Source organism: Prevotella heparinolytica, from assembly GCF_004342845.1.
Taxonomy (GTDB): Bacteria; Bacteroidota; Bacteroidia; order Bacteroidales; family Bacteroidaceae; genus Bacteroides; species Bacteroides heparinolyticus.
This window is the reverse complement of sequence record NZ_SLXB01000027.1, coordinates 1-15,232: the sequence shown is the minus strand read 5'-3', so window position 1 is coordinate 15,232 and position 15,232 is coordinate 1. Positions and strand designations below refer to the sequence as shown.

The 15,232-nt window shown below is 42.2% G+C and carries 24 protein-coding genes; 2 read left to right on the top strand and 22 right to left on the bottom strand.

Annotated elements, in window-relative coordinates:
• From EV202_RS12355 to EV202_RS12250, 22 genes are all read right to left on the bottom strand, one after another.
• The gene (locus EV202_RS12355; RefSeq protein ID WP_234878296.1) at positions 1-516 is read right to left on the bottom strand and encodes a hypothetical protein; all 516 of its coding nucleotides are present in this window, start codon (positions 514-516) and stop codon (positions 1-3) included.
• Complete coding sequence (locus EV202_RS12350; RefSeq protein WP_131927272.1) at positions 513-923, bottom strand: hypothetical protein; 411 nt, start codon at positions 921-923, stop codon at positions 513-515. Before EV202_RS12350 ends, EV202_RS12355 begins: the two co-directional genes overlap by 4 nt.
• 84 nt (positions 924-1,007) lie before the next feature.
• Positions 1,008-1,874 (bottom strand): hypothetical protein, encoded by an 867-nt coding sequence (locus EV202_RS12345; RefSeq protein ID WP_131927271.1) that lies wholly within the window; start codon positions 1,872-1,874, stop codon positions 1,008-1,010.
• Between the two features lie 122 nt (positions 1,875-1,996).
• Positions 1,997-2,578 (bottom strand): hypothetical protein, encoded by a 582-nt coding sequence (locus EV202_RS12340; protein WP_131927270.1) that lies wholly within the window; start codon positions 2,576-2,578, stop codon positions 1,997-1,999.
• Between the two features lie 21 nt (positions 2,579-2,599).
• Positions 2,600-4,111 carry a coiled-coil domain-containing protein gene (locus tag EV202_RS12335; protein ID WP_131927269.1) on the bottom strand — a complete coding sequence of 504 codons (1,512 nt, stop codon included), beginning with the start codon at positions 4,109-4,111 and terminating at the stop codon, positions 2,600-2,602.
• Positions 4,112-4,115: 4 nt separating this feature from the next.
• Positions 4,116-4,901 (bottom strand): S49 family peptidase, encoded by a 786-nt coding sequence (locus EV202_RS12330; RefSeq protein ID WP_234878295.1) that lies wholly within the window; start codon positions 4,899-4,901, stop codon positions 4,116-4,118.
• A 183-nt stretch (positions 4,902-5,084) separates the two neighbouring features.
• A complete protein-coding gene (locus EV202_RS12325; protein WP_131927267.1) occupies positions 5,085-5,435 on the bottom strand; it encodes a hypothetical protein in 351 nt (116 codons plus the stop codon).
• A gap of 137 nt (positions 5,436-5,572) precedes the next feature.
• Entirely contained in the window at positions 5,573-6,073 is a 501-nt protein-coding gene (locus EV202_RS12320; RefSeq protein ID WP_131927266.1) for a transcriptional regulator, read from the bottom strand.
• Between the two features lie 543 nt (positions 6,074-6,616).
• Positions 6,617-6,931 (bottom strand): hypothetical protein, encoded by a 315-nt coding sequence (locus EV202_RS12315; RefSeq protein WP_165899429.1) that lies wholly within the window; start codon positions 6,929-6,931, stop codon positions 6,617-6,619.
• Complete coding sequence (locus EV202_RS12310; protein ID WP_131927264.1) at positions 6,909-9,776, bottom strand: hypothetical protein; 2,868 nt, start codon at positions 9,774-9,776, stop codon at positions 6,909-6,911. The genes EV202_RS12315 and EV202_RS12310 overlap by 23 nt, the downstream gene beginning before the upstream one ends.
• Positions 9,777-9,838: 62 nt before the next feature.
• Positions 9,839-10,147 (bottom strand): hypothetical protein, encoded by a 309-nt coding sequence (locus EV202_RS12305; protein ID WP_131927263.1) that lies wholly within the window; start codon positions 10,145-10,147, stop codon positions 9,839-9,841.
• A 14-nt stretch (positions 10,148-10,161) separates the two neighbouring features.
• Positions 10,162-10,371 (bottom strand): hypothetical protein, encoded by a 210-nt coding sequence (locus tag EV202_RS12300; protein WP_131927262.1) that lies wholly within the window; start codon positions 10,369-10,371, stop codon positions 10,162-10,164.
• A gap of 28 nt (positions 10,372-10,399) precedes the next feature.
• Complete coding sequence (locus EV202_RS12295; protein WP_131927261.1) at positions 10,400-10,603, bottom strand: hypothetical protein; 204 nt, start codon at positions 10,601-10,603, stop codon at positions 10,400-10,402.
• Between the two features lie 17 nt (positions 10,604-10,620).
• Positions 10,621-10,881 (bottom strand): hypothetical protein, encoded by a 261-nt coding sequence (locus EV202_RS12290; protein ID WP_131927260.1) that lies wholly within the window; start codon positions 10,879-10,881, stop codon positions 10,621-10,623.
• A gap of 17 nt (positions 10,882-10,898) precedes the next feature.
• Positions 10,899-11,645 carry a hypothetical protein gene (locus EV202_RS12285; RefSeq protein ID WP_131927259.1) on the bottom strand — a complete coding sequence of 249 codons (747 nt, stop codon included), beginning with the start codon at positions 11,643-11,645 and terminating at the stop codon, positions 10,899-10,901.
• A gap of 10 nt (positions 11,646-11,655) precedes the next feature.
• The gene (locus EV202_RS12280; RefSeq protein WP_131927310.1) at positions 11,656-12,087 is read right to left on the bottom strand and encodes a hypothetical protein; all 432 of its coding nucleotides are present in this window, start codon (positions 12,085-12,087) and stop codon (positions 11,656-11,658) included.
• 14 nt (positions 12,088-12,101) lie between these two features.
• On the bottom strand, positions 12,102-12,464 hold the full coding sequence (locus EV202_RS12275; protein ID WP_131927258.1) for a hypothetical protein: 363 nt from the start codon (positions 12,462-12,464) through the stop codon (positions 12,102-12,104).
• A 5-nt stretch (positions 12,465-12,469) separates the two neighbouring features.
• Positions 12,470-12,811, bottom strand: coding sequence for a hypothetical protein (locus EV202_RS12270; RefSeq protein WP_131927257.1), 342 nt, complete (start codon positions 12,809-12,811; stop codon positions 12,470-12,472).
• A gap of 226 nt (positions 12,812-13,037) precedes the next feature.
• Positions 13,038-13,337 carry a hypothetical protein gene (locus tag EV202_RS12265; protein ID WP_131927256.1) on the bottom strand — a complete coding sequence of 100 codons (300 nt, stop codon included), beginning with the start codon at positions 13,335-13,337 and terminating at the stop codon, positions 13,038-13,040.
• A gap of 9 nt (positions 13,338-13,346) precedes the next feature.
• Positions 13,347-13,856, bottom strand: a complete 510-nt coding sequence (locus tag EV202_RS12260; protein WP_131927255.1) for a response regulator transcription factor — start codon at positions 13,854-13,856, stop codon at positions 13,347-13,349.
• A 34-nt stretch (positions 13,857-13,890) separates the two neighbouring features.
• On the bottom strand, positions 13,891-14,133 hold the full coding sequence (locus EV202_RS12255; protein ID WP_131927254.1) for a hypothetical protein: 243 nt from the start codon (positions 14,131-14,133) through the stop codon (positions 13,891-13,893).
• Between the two features lie 7 nt (positions 14,134-14,140).
• Positions 14,141-14,347 (bottom strand): hypothetical protein, encoded by a 207-nt coding sequence (locus EV202_RS12250; RefSeq protein WP_131927253.1) that lies wholly within the window; start codon positions 14,345-14,347, stop codon positions 14,141-14,143.
• Between the two features lie 126 nt (positions 14,348-14,473).
• Here EV202_RS12250 and EV202_RS12245 point away from each other — a divergent pair, with 126 nt between their 5' ends.
• Both EV202_RS12245 and EV202_RS12240 read left to right on the top strand, forming a co-directional pair.
• The gene (locus EV202_RS12245; protein WP_131927252.1) at positions 14,474-14,848 is read left to right on the top strand and encodes a helix-turn-helix domain-containing protein; all 375 of its coding nucleotides are present in this window, start codon (positions 14,474-14,476) and stop codon (positions 14,846-14,848) included.
• 12 nt (positions 14,849-14,860) lie between these two features.
• Entirely contained in the window at positions 14,861-15,091 is a 231-nt protein-coding gene (locus tag EV202_RS12240; RefSeq protein ID WP_131927251.1) for a hypothetical protein, read from the top strand.
• Positions 15,092-15,232 lie beyond the last annotated feature (141 nt).

The following is a 15,232-nucleotide window of genomic DNA, read 5'->3' as shown; positions in this document are numbered from 1 at the left end:
TCAGGAAAACATATTGCTCTTCCATCGCATTCTCACCATAATTCCCGGAGCCTTCCACGACAAAGAATCCCGCGTTGTATCAAGGCAAGTTATCTTCTTATGGCTCCAAGCAAAAGATAATTCCAACACTCCATCCTGATGGAGTTTGCTTAAACGTTCAAAAATCTTCGGCATCCGGAATTTTATTGTTTCCGAAATGTGAAGATGTATGCCACCTATCAGGCCTTTTTCTTGCCAGCGCAACAAGGCGTTGATAATGCGTTCATTGGTCGAATAGGTGGCGATATAAAGATGGTTAACCCGCCCGGCATTCTTCATCAGGTAGACGATAAATGTAAAAGCGGTAAAACTTTTCTTAGTCTCAATGAAGAATGCCTCATTTTCCCGTGGCAACCGACCACAGAGTTCTTTCAAACTATTCAGTTTGAAAGTCAGCATGGTTTCAAACCGTCGAGAAAACATGCGCGAATCAGCCATCTCCTTCTTCAACTCATCCAAACTGAAATAATAGCTCATTCCAATAAGCGGTCTATATCCGCCAATTCTTTTTCATAGCCCGCTAATCGTTCTTGCCTGATAACGTCCAGATGCGGCTTATCCCCTTTAGCCATTTCCGACCTCACCCGCCAGATGTTGTTACGCACCTGCTGCTGACGGCGAACAAGTTCTTTGACGGGCAAGCGGAGCAGTTCGCTTCTCCGGCGGAACTCGGCAAAGGCCGGATGCTTGCCAAGTAGGGTGCGGTGTTCCTTGTAATAATTCAGTTCATCCCATATCATGCGGTTGTCCAGATAGTTATCGATCAGCTGATGGCTTATATCCGCGCATTCTTCTAAAGAAGAACAGTCTCTCAACCGATTGTGCAACCGCACATAGGAGTGATACTTTCCAAACTTACGAGAGGCAAGCGCCTCCAATTCCATCGGGCAATTCGGTTCATTCAGGAAAGGAAATTCTTCACGGAAAGATTCCGGTTCTTTCCGTGAAGGAAATATCCTTATGTCTCTTCAAGCCTCGAAGTCGGACGTGTCCGGAAACGAACGTTCCAGAAAGTCCACAAGCCATTCCGAGTAACCGGACGCCGCATTATGCAGGAAAGGCTTATGCGTCAAAAGTTCAACTACTTTCTTTTCTTCCGGACGCTGCGATACAACCGGCAGCAATACTTGGTCGGTAGGCCAATCAAGCAAGACAGGCAACGTAGGATAGGGTTGCGAGTTGTAATACAAAGATGCAAGCAAACACCCTTCGTCCAGTTTATCCGGAATAGCGGAAATCAAGTCGTTCAGCAGCTCCTTGTTGAAGACTACCGGTGTATTGGTGTCGTAGTTCAAACAAGGGAGACTTTCTTTCTCCAATAAGGAAAGGGTGTGCGATGCGTTATCCGCATCAATTCCCTTATACATGCTTATATCGATTAAGCCCGATACTTTCGGCAATTCGATATGAGCCATAGACACCGGTTGCATGAAGTAGATATCGGCAGCCGACAAGATGAAGGTATCAGTCACATCCGGCGATTTTATCGCAAGTTTCAATTTTTCCACCAAGTCTACCTGTGTATTTTCCGAAGTACGTTCATGCGGTATGAAGGTTATTTCTTCACTGAACCAATCTTCATGGTCGCCGATTACCACGACATTGATTCCAAAGCGTACATTTTTCTTCAAAGAGCGCAATGCGTACATCAGTTCTTTTCCCTGAACGGAATACTTTGAATAGGGATATACGACCGTTACATGGTCGGCAGAACCTTTCTCCTGTTCTTTGTTTTCATCAGATAGCTCTTCCGATTGATGCTGTCCGGAAGATTGGTAAATAGCCGCGCCAACACCTGCGTAGGCATCTAACATTTCTTCTTCTGTTTTTTTCATTACTGTAAATTTTTAATTAATACATCACAAATGTAAATAAGGCAATAAGAAACCAAAAGGACACAAAAGAGGCGTATGATAACTCACACGCCTCTTCGAACCACTTAATAAACAAAATAGAGTTACACTCCGCCAACGCCGGCACCGGATGCCTGAAGCCCCAGTACTGCGTTAATCTCCGCATTATCAGTTACAGGAATCAGGTTCTTGGCAATGTGTCCGATGGTTCCACCGCGCAAAGAGCTGGCAAGATTAATAGTATTCTTATCACCTTCCTTGTTGTCTTGCGAATCGGCCTTTGTCATCTTTAAAGGTGTACACGGAGTACCCGCAATCTTGGCTTCGTCTCCGGAACATCCGAATACGATTGCGCCAAGATTTTCATTAATGTTGTTGTTTACAAATTCATCATGCTCGATGGCGGTACCCGGATGCTCGTAATCGACATGATGTATAAAGCCTCGCGCATCATCCTCACCTTCGCTGGTGTGATAAATATTGATTGTCGAATCAGTAGCATATACCGCTACCGGCTTCTTGTCCGGCTGCATGGCAAAGGCGGTTACCTTCACTCCTTTTTCATCGCGGGTGTATGTTTTCACATCTTCCCATCGAAAAAGAACAATATAGGACTTTTTCCCTTTCGGGCGTCCGGCATTCGATGTCTTCTTAGGCACCGAAACCATAGAATAAGCTTCAGACATAGTTATCTCCTTTCATTTAAATTAAATACCTCCTACACCGCCGCCGGCATCCGAGGCGAGTTTATTCACAAGATCAGTCGGAAGGTATGCAAAGATTGCTTCTGCCAACCAGAAACCCACACCCTCACGCCATTCTCCGTAAATCTTAGCAGCATAATCCTGAGTAGCCATACGCAGCTTCTGGTCGTTCGGGTTACGCGACATCAGATGGCGGAAGTTTTCTTTGGGTGTAATGAAGAAAGCTCCCGTACCACGCATGCCTTCCAGACCTGCGAAAGTAAATTTAGTATAATCCACTTTCACTTTCTCACCATCTTCATTCTTGGTACTCTTATACTTGTCTCTGTAAGCACGAGAATACTTAAGGATGAAGTCCGGGTCTGCGTGGATGGTAAGTTTCCGGTTCTTGTAAAGCGGGGAAACTTCATCTACCGCTTTTTCCACATCCGCAATCAACTGGTCACCTTCTCCGAAGTTTTTCCCGTCAAAAATCAGGTTGATGCCTTCTTTGTTGCCACCTTTCTTTATCTTGCACAATTGAGTAAGATACCCATCGCACACCTGATTAGCTTCGTTTGCCGTGAATTTTCCATCAACACCCGCTTCAGGTTCTTTATACTTACCTTGCGCAAGAGCTATCTCACGCTCTTCGTCAAGCTTAGGCTTGACAAGCTGCTCGATGATATAACGGACGATCGGCATATCTTTCGGATCAAGTTTTTCGTCATAAAGATAGCCCAGTACTTCATCGATCACATCCGAAGGAATAATCTCGACATTAATCTTCATCGGATACTGCTTGATGCTCAACGGAGTAAACTTAGCCTTGCCTTTAGGCGTCCATTGCGGAGTGAACGATTGAAGTACGGATGTAATATGCGAATGCGTGGCACGCACCTCAAATTTATCCGTGATCATGGTAGTCATGTATTGGATGGAAGAGGTGGTTCCCATGAGCGAGCGGAAAATTTCCATTTTTTCCGAACGTACATACCGACCAAACTCCTTATGCAGGTCTTCCGTGTCTATTGTGTCATTACCAGTATAAGAAGTTGCGTCCGGACGTCCGAAGTGGGCTGCTTCCAGATACTTGTTCATGTTCAGCGTCATGTCCGGTTTGAACTTGTTTTCCATCCCTGTTCCTCCTTCGATTTTTGTTCCGCCGTCACCGGCCGGTTCTTTGGACATTTTATCTATTGCCGCTTCTTTGGCAGCAATGATCCCCTCTTGTTCCTTAATTTTCGCATTAAGGTCGGCCAATCGTTTTTTCGCATCAGCCAATTCTTGGGCGTTCTTTTTGTTTTCATCCTCCAACTGCGCCTTTACCTCATCGGTAATAGCCGATTCAGCAGGTTTTCCCTCTTTCTCATACTCGGCGAGATCTTTTTTGAAGGCTTCGACAAAGACATCGCCATACTTGTTTTTCAGTTGCTCTTCTTGTGCGGCAAGGAGAATAGACTTACCCTTCTCATCTTTGGCAAAAGCGGAGATGCCCAAAAAACCAAGCACTACACTCATTACTTTTGTAAACATAACTTCAGGATTTAGAATTTATATACTGATTAATAGTCAATTCCGCATTGATGGCCCTGCATCGATTTACTGCATAATCCATTGTCCCGGCAGAGTCTGCCAATCCCACGCGGATAGCGTCTTTGTGGTAGAACATACGGCCGCGAAGCAAACCTTCCGTGTCCGTCAGCAGTTTATTCCCCCTGTTGTTTTTGACTGCTGCTTGAAATTCACGCGCCAACGGGTCGAGTTCCTCATCCCGTATGGATGCGTAATCTCCTTTCTTTGCAGCTTCAAACGGGGCATTTTTATAATCGGAAAGGTTGGAATAAATGGTATGCACTTTGATCCCGGAAGCCTCGTAATACTTGGCGTAATCGGGGAAGCTCATCATCACGCCGATACTCCCGAACTCGGAAGAAATGTCATTAGAAGCAATAATCTCATCACAATAAGAAGCTGCGTAATACATGGCAGATGCGCAGAGGTCGCAATAAGCTACCACCGCTTTTCCCTTACCCTTCGCATAATTAATTGCATCGACGAGAGGTGCAATGGCGTCTACCGCACCACCTCCGGAATCCATATCCAATAAAACGGATGATATATTAGGGGAGTCAACAGCTTCACGAATAAGCGCAGCATATTCGACGGTTCCATAGCTGCAATAATTACCATACTTAAGCAATGTGCCGTGAATAGGAATGATTGCCGTACTGTCCTTAGGCACATCGGCAAACTTGTTGCCGGATTTAACCATACTGCCGGCAGCATCAACCGCCACCAACGGAATCGGACTTCTATCAGACAATGTTCCCGCTTCCTTATTTTCAATTCCATGTTCAAGTAATCTCTGAACAAGCATTATATTGGAATCGACCTCACGGAATGAGATAAACCATTTGCCCCGACATATTGCGCTATATAAGTTAGAAAATATCATCGTATAAATACCTATTGATTACCGGTACAAAAGTACGATGACAAAAGCGGTCTAAAAGGACTTCATTTTTTTTGCTCCCTCAGAACTATTCCGCTTAAAAGATATTATTTGCTTTAGCGGCGAACCGCCATATTCCCAAGAAAATGTAACGGGGAACTGTTCCGTTCCGACAACGTATTCACCCCCATTCGTCGTGCGAATAAGAACAAGCCCTTCCTGACCGGAAATATTCCGGAGAAACCTCACGTAATCGGCTCCCGTGTCAGTAACAACGGCTTTCAGTTCCTGCTCGACGACCCCACCGGGGGCTTCTTGTTTTTCTTTATATTCCCCGGAAGCAACTTTCAAATCCAACCACCTACCACGAACAGATATTATATCTTTTCCGGGATAGTTTTTCACCTCCGCTTTTGAAAGAGGCATAAAATACATGCCGCATACTTGCGACCTTTTGTCCTGTTGTGTCATGTTTAATTAAAGTTTAAGTATTAAAACGTTGAAAATCTGATTTTTACTTAACAATTAACATGTTAAAAACGCTAACTAAACAAAGAGAGCTGAATATCTTCATTCACCTCTTTGATGATTCTTTTCCTGTTGCGGTAGTCGTACTTTTTAACCGCATCATAACTAATCGAATTAATCTTGATGTTATATGCTGTCAGAAAGGCACGGATAATCTTATCCTGCTTGTATCCTTTCTCATAGCCGGCAACAAAATATTCTCGAATGCGTATGCGAAAAGAGGCCTCGATGTACTCCTGCAACATTCTCTGCTTCCATTCAGGAACATATATAAAGTTTTCCTGAAGAATAAAGTGGTTCCATTCCTGTATGGGAAGATACAAGGTGATAGGATGCTCTTTTAGCGGCTGCCTCGGCGGTCGATCCGTTACTGTCACCATAGCTTGGATAAACTTGCCAATATCATTGGCGGAAGTTACCTGTACACCGTCATCGGAACCGGGCTTCAGGCCAAACTCATGGTACAAATAATCGTGAAGATAAGGTTGTAGTTCTATTGTAACTTTAGGCTTCATATATTAATCGTTTAATATTCAGACAAATATAATGAAAAAGGCGCATTCGGCAATATATTATTATGAGATTATTCTACATTTAAAAACATATTTACATGATTACGATAAAACCATCTGCCGATAATCTATTCTTCCGTACATTATACACTGCTCTGAGTATTTTGCTTAGAAAAATACGTAACTCTGTAACCTGTTACTTTTTTAACATAAAACACTGATAATCAGTTAGTGTGTAAGTAACAAAGGTGTTGAAAGGTAATTGTAACCTAAAAATTAAATTGTTACCGAAGGTATAAATCTGCATGCCTTAAGAACAGGTAACAAACTATATTTTATTTGTAACCTTATTTGTTACTCAAAGTTGTAACTATGTAACTACTTATTTATTACGCATTTATCTTCTTTTTCAAACAGAGGTTACAGAGTTACGAAAAATTATAGCAAAAATAGGAAAAGGTGTGGAAAATCGACATGGCAGGGTGGGGTGCTTCTTCTTTTAAAAAGTAAAAGCTGCGGACAAATGTGCCCACAGCTTTGCAATTGTTACCCGATAGCCGATAACCGGCGCATGGCCTTCAGGAAATTAGGGGGAACTCTAACCCTTCGGAGCCTCGTGTAATCATCGTTCAATTCAAACTCCATCCAATGGTTCTGCGCCGCAAGAAAAGCACCGACGGCCACCAGAAACCATGGCAGCTTGACTTCATCGGCTTGAATATTGAGAATGGTATCCGGCTTCATCAGCTCCAGATAGTCATACACCTGATGGATGTAGGTTGCGGCTTGTTCTTCCCTCATCATCCCCGGAAGATAGCGTTCGTAATGCTTGATGTGCTCAAAACGGAGTGTCTCCATCACTGCAATCGATTATTGGTTTAAAATCGGACGGTTCTCCTGCTGTCGTACAAGTCCGCATGTATATCATCTCTTTAGTCTTTCCTTCGCGTTTCTGCAAGAAACGGCCGGAACTGTTAAGCAGTTCCACGGGATTCATCTCGGAGATATAACTACATAATTGTGAGAAGCTCTTCAGGGCCTTGGTAAATCGCTGCATGGTCCAATAATCCCTTTTCGCCTTAGAGTAGGAAATGAAATCCTCGTAAGCCGCATCGCGTTGCACGGGCACATTGACATTTTCTCCATCCTCGGCGAAATAACAATATGCCCAGTCCTCGAATCCTGAACCCATATCGGCTTTCTGCTTCCTCTTAATGATGTTATCCATAGGCGGCTGTATCTTGATGCTGCGGTCGGCCATGGATAAATAGAAATGCAGGCATTGGGCAAAGAAATTCAAATCCCAGTTCCAGTCGTTCTCGCTATAATCGGTGTTCGTCATCAGATTCCTGTCGAAGTCGTCACGTATGCTTCTGCTCTCCAAGTAATCGTTTTCCTCCGTCTTCTGGTGGTAATAATCCGAAAACACCATATAAAGCATGCGCGCAGAGGTGGACGGGTCGAATTCGCGAGGAACGTAGTTTGTTGTAAAGCCGAATTTCGGCGATTCCTCAAACTCGATGAAAAAAGACTTGTTATTCTTTGGATTTACCGTCATGCCCGAAGTGATATTGTCGTAGAATTGGCTCATTGGCAGATAGCGGTCGCAGTCATCCACCAAAACGAAGTCTGTGTGTACGTCTACTTGGTCGAAGACGTGAGGGTTGTCCAACAGGCGGGGATTCCGTCCGGACAAATTAACCGTCCGCATAAAAAAACGGAAAGCCTTGAAAAGAAAACTCTTGCCACTTCGTCCGTTGCATTCATCGTCCTCTCCGATCTTGTTATCCATCGCGTATAATGCCCATGCACGCGATGGAGATTTGTATCTGTGCATGTTATACCCAATTGCATAGATCTTATTCAATAGGTTCTGCTTCTGCTCCCGAATTTCATTCTCGGTGAGGAGCGGTCCGGCAATGTCGAATTTATGAGCAAGCCGGTAATTGTCTGCTTCGTCAACGCCTTTGTCTTTCCACGCATATTCAAGTTCTTTGCGCCAGTGTAAGCGGCTGGTATTGATGAGGTAGTTGAAAAAGCAACTCTGATGTGCTTGGATGTCAATGTCGAATATATCATTTCCCTCGGCATCCTGCTTGTAAGTCCATGTAAACATAGGAGGGAGAATGCTCACCTTATGAGTGATTACATTGGATTTCCATGCGCTTCGGTTGCCGGGTATTCGACCATGTAAGCAGTTAATCCCGTCTTTCGTCACCTCCCAAGTTTCTTTCTCAAAAAAGATATATTGGCTGGTGGGTGTATAATTCCGAAAATCCAAGCTCACTTCATCGAGTTGCCCCAGAGAGGATTCCCCTGTACGAGGAGAGTTGAGGATAAGATTCCGGATATCAACAGGTAGGTATCTCTCAATGGCGAACCTCTTCAGAAAGGCTACAATTTCTTTGGCATTTATCTCACTAACTATACAGCCTTCGCGATGGATATACCTCACCTCTTTGGAATTGTCATCTTTCAAGGTGTAGAAGCCGTTCAGTGTGAGGAAATAATGAAGATAGGCCGTATTTATCTCATAGGTCATCTTCCTACTCCGCTCACTCCACGCCCCCTCCCAAAAACGGGCGGGCATAGCCAGCGTTAGCAGATTGTTGAAGTCCTCCTGTTTCGGTCGCATTTCCACAAAGTCACGAAAATCTTTGCGGGATTTTCCGCGTTGATCCCTATAGCCTCTCAACCAGTCGGGCAACCAGATGGTGTATATATCGAGGAAACGAAGTGCAAGTTCCGTACCTTTAATAACACCGGTGTCGTCGATGTCCGGAATGTTATATATGCGCTCCACATACTTATAGATTTCTTTGATCTCTTCCGGAGTGACCTTGTAAGTTTCGCTGTTGAACCATAAAGGATTATACCCAAGGGCACGGAGGCAAAGAGCGTCACGCTCTCCGGAGCAGATAAAAGCCTCCTTCAACTTTTGCTCTTTATACGGTACATCTTTGTTGGCCGGAACATTGAAAAACAGTTTTTCTTCCACCGCATTGAAGTCACGATAAGCCGTTTTCAACTCTGCCAGTCCGTTGATATATTGTTTCGGCTTCACTCCTTCGGGAGTGTAGCTGAAGCGCCATTGCTTATCCGGATTTAATGGCTCGTATATCTTGTAAAATTTTTCAATACTGCCATCCTTCTTTGGTACGGAGCACTCGCGCATAAAGATGGGATAAGTAGGAGTAGAGAACTTCGTCGTGACTTCCCGGTTCCGAACATAAGAGATGGACTTCGCCACATACCAATGTAGCGCATCAACATGCTCTTGCTTAACGCGGGGGCCGAGTACCCTTAGCTGCTCATCGGTGAACTTTTCTTCCAGTTCGAAGAATTTCTCACCCTCTTTTTCGTCGGCGGAGGCCGGGCGCTTGCGAATTTCCGGTTTATTCACCGAACGGCGAAGCTCGTCTGTTACGTTATACCGGGAAGCGAGTAGGGCTATTGCTTCCGGAAAGCGTACGTTTTCCTCATACATACAGATGTCGATGGGAGACATGGCCGTTCCGGAATCTCCGAAGTCGGTAACTTTGTAACATTCTTCATATTTTTTAAGGCAAGCCGAAGCATCGTCTTCTTCCGGGCGGCGCTTGAATTTTTTCTTGTTATCCACACAGCTTTCCGCCTGTGGATAGTAATACAGGATGATGTCTAACCCGTCATGGGTTGCATCGTAGATATCGGTAGCTTTAATCATATCTAATATTTTGAACGCAAAAGAAGCGTATGTTATATGTCTAACAAAGGACTAAATTCTGATCATTCGAGAATCTCTTCCGGAATGGAGAGAACCTCACTCAACCGTTTTCGGAAATCTCTTAGCAACAAGGGGCTTAAGGACGATGGCGGGGAGTGGAATGTAAGCACATCCGATAAGGCTCGTACTGCTTTTTTAGCAGTGATCCGCGTATTAAGTTCCAAATCTTGCACGGTTGTTACCTGCACGGAACTGGCCTTACATGAGGCAGCTCCTTCTTTCTTTGCTAAATCCAGAAGACGATCCAAGTCCTCCATTTCCCAATCCTCATTGTAGAGGATCTTATTATATAACTCTTCTGCTTGATTCATGTCTTTATTATATTTCACTCCGTTAAATTCAAACTCTGATTCACGAAATAGGGCTTACCAGCTAATATTCTTACACTTAAATTGCTATTATTCAAGCTGATAATCACAACTGCATCATTAAATACCGTGGCAAACTCGTCCCCATCCTCCAGCTTGGCGTCTTGACCAAACTCTGCTTTAAATTGTTCCATTGCCAATTCAATGGCGCTCTTTGTTTCTTCCATATCTTATTCGTTAGTTATTAAATACTATTTACTTAAACACTTTTTCCGCCTCTTCTATTATCTCTTGCATATATCCGGCAGAAGGGGCACATCCTTTCTCCATCCGGGCGATACGCTGACAAAATCGTAGCGCTTTAGCAACAGTTCTGTCAGCTTTCATTTTCTCTTTGATCTTTTCAGGAAGCGCGTTTTGCGCTTTTTTGTCGAACGTGATACATTTTGTTCCCTTCATTTCTTTCTTGTTCTGAATTAAATACAATTGGTTCTATATGTGTATTCATCAATCATATCTTCACCGATAAGCTCAGGTAGCTCAAAGAATCTTGTAGCCGGACAAACATAGGCTTCTATTTCTATACAAAGACCGTCGCTCGGCATATAGACACAACCTACGTTATCGTTCCAATTTATATGTTTTTGAGCATCCTTAGCTACTTCATCGCAAGCTGATAAATATTCAGCGTATTTACAATTTACTCTTTTTATTTTTTTGAATAGCACGTCGTTCATTTCTATATTGTTTTACTCTAATTCATAAATTCTAATTCACAAAACAACCCACATTCGGGCATTATCTCAGTAGGGAAATCGCCACGGTCAGGAGAAAGCTCGTCAAGAAATAAAGCCTTTGTTTCATTACCGATTCTTTCTTTCAGGCAAGAATGCCCGACAACACGTTCCAATTTAGCCATACGTTCAAAATCTTCCGGGAAATCAATACGAATCTTATTCCAGTAACCCATTCCGCCACGGATGCAACCGATGCAGTTGTTATTGTGATATCCCATCTTATACATTCGAGGTAGTTCTATTCCTTCTTTTGCAAGTAAGCAGGCACAATTAGCCTTTGATAGTTGATTGTCGATTAATGGGAACAATGGCTTCATGTTCGGGTATTGCTCAATCATTCGTTGTGCCCGATTGGTTTCCGATATATCAAATCCCCATACTTGACCATCCCAATATTTCAATTCATCTTCGATTTGGTATCGAAGCCGTTTTTTAAGTTCGAAGGTACACGGATAGTAATTGTGCTTACTGATTAGCCCTTTCTTTTCAATCACATCGAAATGGTTAGTATATTCCTTGCTCCGGACAATGTTTATTTTTTGCCCAAACCATTGCTCACAATCATGAAGGAAGCGTAGACTATCTTCGTCCTGTGAGCCAGTGTCCGTATAGTATAGAACCACATCTTTGTATGTCTGTAAAGCTATTTTACAAGCAACAGCCGATGTTATACCACAACTAAACCACGCAATTATTTTGTTCATTATTATATTGTTATACTCTAATTATCTCATCATTGATACAATATATGTTATCACTTATAAAATCGTACATCTTATACATAAGTTCCGGTTCTTCCTTTTTCGGAGAATAAACCATTACCTTTTTACCTGCACCTTTCATCCAGCCGGCTTCTGTATTAGCTGACCGACCACAAGGAAGAACCATAACGCAGACATCCGCCCATTTCATGCCGTTAAAATCTGAATCAAATCCCTTTTGTGCGATCGGATGATTAAGAGCTTCACGATATTGCTCTGTTGTCCAGTTTTGCCAGTTAGGATCTATATCAGACCACTGGAAACCACCATCACCATGTGGGGGATTCTTAAAATCATAGACTTCATGCCCTAAACCGCGGAGAACATCTACAACGTCCTGTTGATATTCATTTCTCCAACTACTTGCTACATAGATCTTCATGATATTCTTTTTTAATTCTACATTAGAGTCATGCAACTATATGTGCCTGACTTGTTTAGGTCTCCAAAGTCGACCCTGACGCACAATTCGCCGGAGATGATAAAAGGCCTATCACTTACTACCTTTCCAATGACACCATAATGGGCATGTAAAACTTCCGATCCCTTAGTCATCGCATCCAGCGCCTCTTTGAACATGTCGCTTGTATAACAAGTAATCCGTCTGTTGGAATAGCTGTAATAGAGCAATCCGGTATTAAGGAAGTCGCACATTTTTAAAACAATCTCTTCTACCTCCGCTCTGCTAAGCACAACAGTGGTCTCGGCCTTCTGGACTTTGACGTCCGGGAACTTCTTTTTAAACATTGCTTTAGTTACCATGTCATTTATTTTATTTTTACAAGATCATCCACTCTATCCGCCAATGCATAATACCCTAATACCTTCTGGTAGGAAATGATGCAGACAACGTCGTCCGGGTTATCTTTTACGCAGATAGTCCATTGTCCACCTTTGGCATCACTAAATGGCACAAGGTGGATATACCGGCTACGCGGATACTTTTCGTTTAAGACATCAATTTGATGCTCGATGTCACATTTAAGCGCATCAAGCGAAACCTCATGCGCTATTAGATGGTGGTTGAATTGCTGCACATACATCTGCAATTCTTTTCCTTTTTTATTGACGTTGGCATACGTCGTAATGTAATCTATAAAGTAATTCATGGCATTAGATTAATCCGATTATATTTTATGTAAGGGGGGGGCGAAAAGTTGATTCCCTACGGCATACCCTATACAGATCAGCTCTTTACACCATTTTTCCTCTTTCTCAGGTAGAACGTTTGCTCGGCGGATGACAGTTCTGTGCCTTGCGTCAACCTTGTTGCCCTTTTTCCGTAGATTATAATGCAACTTGTATCTACGATTCTGTTCTTTAAGTGTCATGACGTTATTGGTTAAAGTGTTCATTCATCAGTTCCGGAAGGTCATCAATTAATCTCAGCGCACACTTGCGTGGGTCAATGTTCGGGCGGACGATGAAGAAACTGAACTCTTCATCTATCTGTCCGACCTTTTCCACGCTGAGGTACTCCAGCGCATCGATAGCATCTACAAAGGTGAGATTTCCTTTTAATGAGAAACTGCAAGTACATTGTAGCTGTCCGACACGCGTTGGACGTGAAATCCATATCTTTTCCTTTCCATCAGGAGAGGCTATTGATGTATAGTTTCTAACTTCTTTGTTCATGATTAATTTTTATTTTAGTTGGTTTTTGAGCCAGAAGGCTATCATTTCACCCACGTTTTTAGCACCAATTTTTGCTTTTATATTCTCCCTATGCCGGTTGACTGTACAGGGAGAGATGTGCAATTCTTCTGCAATATCGTCTGTTTGAAGATTAGAAGAGATGAGACGGAACACTTCATGCTCACGTTCAGTCAATGCCGTGTCAAGTTCCGGACGGCATATCACATTCTCATGTTCGCACTCCCCGCGAAGGGGACATTTTACTTCCTCGAAGACAAACTGCCCATCCCGGTTTATATCGAGATTATATTGGTCATACTCACCGAAGTTGCAACGGATAAATCTATTAACAACGCGGAACTCATAGTACCATCTATTCATCGTGCTGCTCGAATAGATTTTCATCAGTCTAATGTGCGCCTTAGGATATCGATCTCTAATAACGCTAAGCATGTATTCGATTATCGGTCTATTGGTCTCTTTCAGCACAATGGCCGGTTGACCAAGTTCTTTTATCATAACATCTCCTTCAGGGGTGTTATAAAATTCGATGTTAGTTACCTGATACACTCCAAGAAACTGAATAGTAATAATTGTAAATCTTATGAAACTCCTCCTTGACTACGTACCCTAAATCTTGCAATAGAGCAATGTCCTTCTCGTTCAGGATCTGAAATTCAATACTCTTTCCTCCTGTTGAAGCAGCTTTCTTAATCTCCGCCATTATCTCGTTTATTACACTGCTTTCTTTAGAGATTTTCAAGGCTTCGGCTGCTGTGATAAGTTTCTCTTTCATAATCATATCAGTTGTTTAGTGAGTTAATAATTTCAGTGATTAGCTTCATTTCAAGCGGCTTAAAAGAATTAGTTCTAAGTTTGTGATAGAAAGCAGGATAAGACATACCGCTTTCTTCAATTACACGTCTTCTTAGCTCTTCTTTATGGGCATTTGACAACGAACTATAATGGTCTTTAAATACCATTTCTTTTAGTTTTTGCTCTTTTCTCATATTTATTCCAATTATTAGTGTTATATTTATACTGCAAAGTAATATAATAATAACCTATTATCAAAATAATAACCTTATTATTTTAATGTAAAGATTGCTATTTTGATTAATTATAAATAATATAACATGTTTAATCCAGATAAAATAAGACGTCTATTTGAGGATAGAAAGATAAGCCAAGCGCAGTTTATTAAAGACACTAATATTTCAAAATCAAATTTGTATGTCTGGTTAAATAATACTTCAATTCCCGGTGCTGACAACTTGGAAATAATAGCGGATTATTTTAATGTTCCTATGGACTATTTTTTTGATAGGAGTGTTGATTGGCCAAATATAAGTATAGGGCATCAAGTTAAAGGCAATGGAAACAAGGTGTCAGGAGATGTAACGATAAGCGAGTGTCGTAAGGAGATAGCACATCTCAATGCTCTGATCGAAGAAAAGGAGAGGGTGATAAATGAAAAAGAAAGAACCATTCAAATATTAATGAACAAATAACATCAAAGCTTTATGGAAGAAAAGAAAACGTATTCAGAACTGATGCAGCAATCAGTAGAAGAAACGACTTTTTACATGACATCTGCAATCGATATCATTAACAAAAAATTAGGGGAGTCTTATGCGGAAAACCATCCCGAATTACTGGGAGCTTTTATGCAGACTACCGCCATCGCGAATCTGGAATCGGTATTAAAGAATAAATTGGAAAATATCGAGAAAGCGATAGATCAGATTCAGTAAATCAGCATGTTACATTTGTTTGTCCTCGGACATAATTCGGACAAATAAGCCAATAAAACAGGTAATTAAGAAAATGTATTAGCTTGATAATCAGGTATTATCGAAATACGAAAGACTTGTATAAGGTCAGGCCTCCGCAAC

Coding starts and splice junctions, on each gene's coding strand:
- EV202_RS12240 (WP_131927251.1), top strand. CDS start 14,861: ATGGAAGAAAAGAAAACGTATTCAGAACTGATGCAGCAATCAGTAGAA.
- EV202_RS12250 (WP_131927253.1), bottom strand. CDS start 14,347: ATGAGAAAAGAGCAAAAACTAAAAGAAATGGTATTTAAAGACCATTAT.
- EV202_RS12295 (WP_131927261.1), bottom strand. CDS start 10,603: ATGAAGGGAACAAAATGTATCACGTTCGACAAAAAAGCGCAAAACGCG.
- EV202_RS12300 (WP_131927262.1), bottom strand. CDS start 10,371: ATGGAAGAAACAAAGAGCGCCATTGAATTGGCAATGGAACAATTTAAA.
- EV202_RS12335 (WP_131927269.1), bottom strand. CDS start 4,111: ATGTTTACAAAAGTAATGAGTGTAGTGCTTGGTTTTTTGGGCATCTCC.
- EV202_RS12320 (WP_131927266.1), bottom strand. CDS start 6,073: ATGAAGCCTAAAGTTACAATAGAACTACAACCTTATCTTCACGATTAT.
- EV202_RS12275 (WP_131927258.1), bottom strand. CDS start 12,464: ATGGTAACTAAAGCAATGTTTAAAAAGAAGTTCCCGGACGTCAAAGTC.
- EV202_RS12290 (WP_131927260.1), bottom strand. CDS start 10,881: ATGAACGACGTGCTATTCAAAAAAATAAAAAGAGTAAATTGTAAATAC.
- EV202_RS12285 (WP_131927259.1), bottom strand. CDS start 11,645: ATGAACAAAATAATTGCGTGGTTTAGTTGTGGTATAACATCGGCTGTT.
- EV202_RS12355 (WP_234878296.1), bottom strand. CDS start 516: ATGAGCTATTATTTCAGTTTGGATGAGTTGAAGAAGGAGATGGCTGAT.
- EV202_RS12340 (WP_131927270.1), bottom strand. CDS start 2,578: ATGTCTGAAGCTTATTCTATGGTTTCGGTGCCTAAGAAGACATCGAAT.
- EV202_RS12245 (WP_131927252.1), top strand. CDS start 14,474: ATGTTTAATCCAGATAAAATAAGACGTCTATTTGAGGATAGAAAGATA.
- EV202_RS12260 (WP_131927255.1), bottom strand. CDS start 13,856: ATGATAAAAGAACTTGGTCAACCGGCCATTGTGCTGAAAGAGACCAAT.
- EV202_RS12350 (WP_131927272.1), bottom strand. CDS start 923: ATGGAATTGGAGGCGCTTGCCTCTCGTAAGTTTGGAAAGTATCACTCC.
- EV202_RS12270 (WP_131927257.1), bottom strand. CDS start 12,811: ATGAATTACTTTATAGATTACATTACGACGTATGCCAACGTCAATAAA.
- EV202_RS12255 (WP_131927254.1), bottom strand. CDS start 14,133: ATGAAAGAGAAACTTATCACAGCAGCCGAAGCCTTGAAAATCTCTAAA.
- EV202_RS12310 (WP_131927264.1), bottom strand. CDS start 9,776: ATGATTAAAGCTACCGATATCTACGATGCAACCCATGACGGGTTAGAC.
- EV202_RS12345 (WP_131927271.1), bottom strand. CDS start 1,874: ATGAAAAAAACAGAAGAAGAAATGTTAGATGCCTACGCAGGTGTTGGC.
- EV202_RS12305 (WP_131927263.1), bottom strand. CDS start 10,147: ATGAATCAAGCAGAAGAGTTATATAATAAGATCCTCTACAATGAGGAT.
- EV202_RS12265 (WP_131927256.1), bottom strand. CDS start 13,337: ATGAACAAAGAAGTTAGAAACTATACATCAATAGCCTCTCCTGATGGA.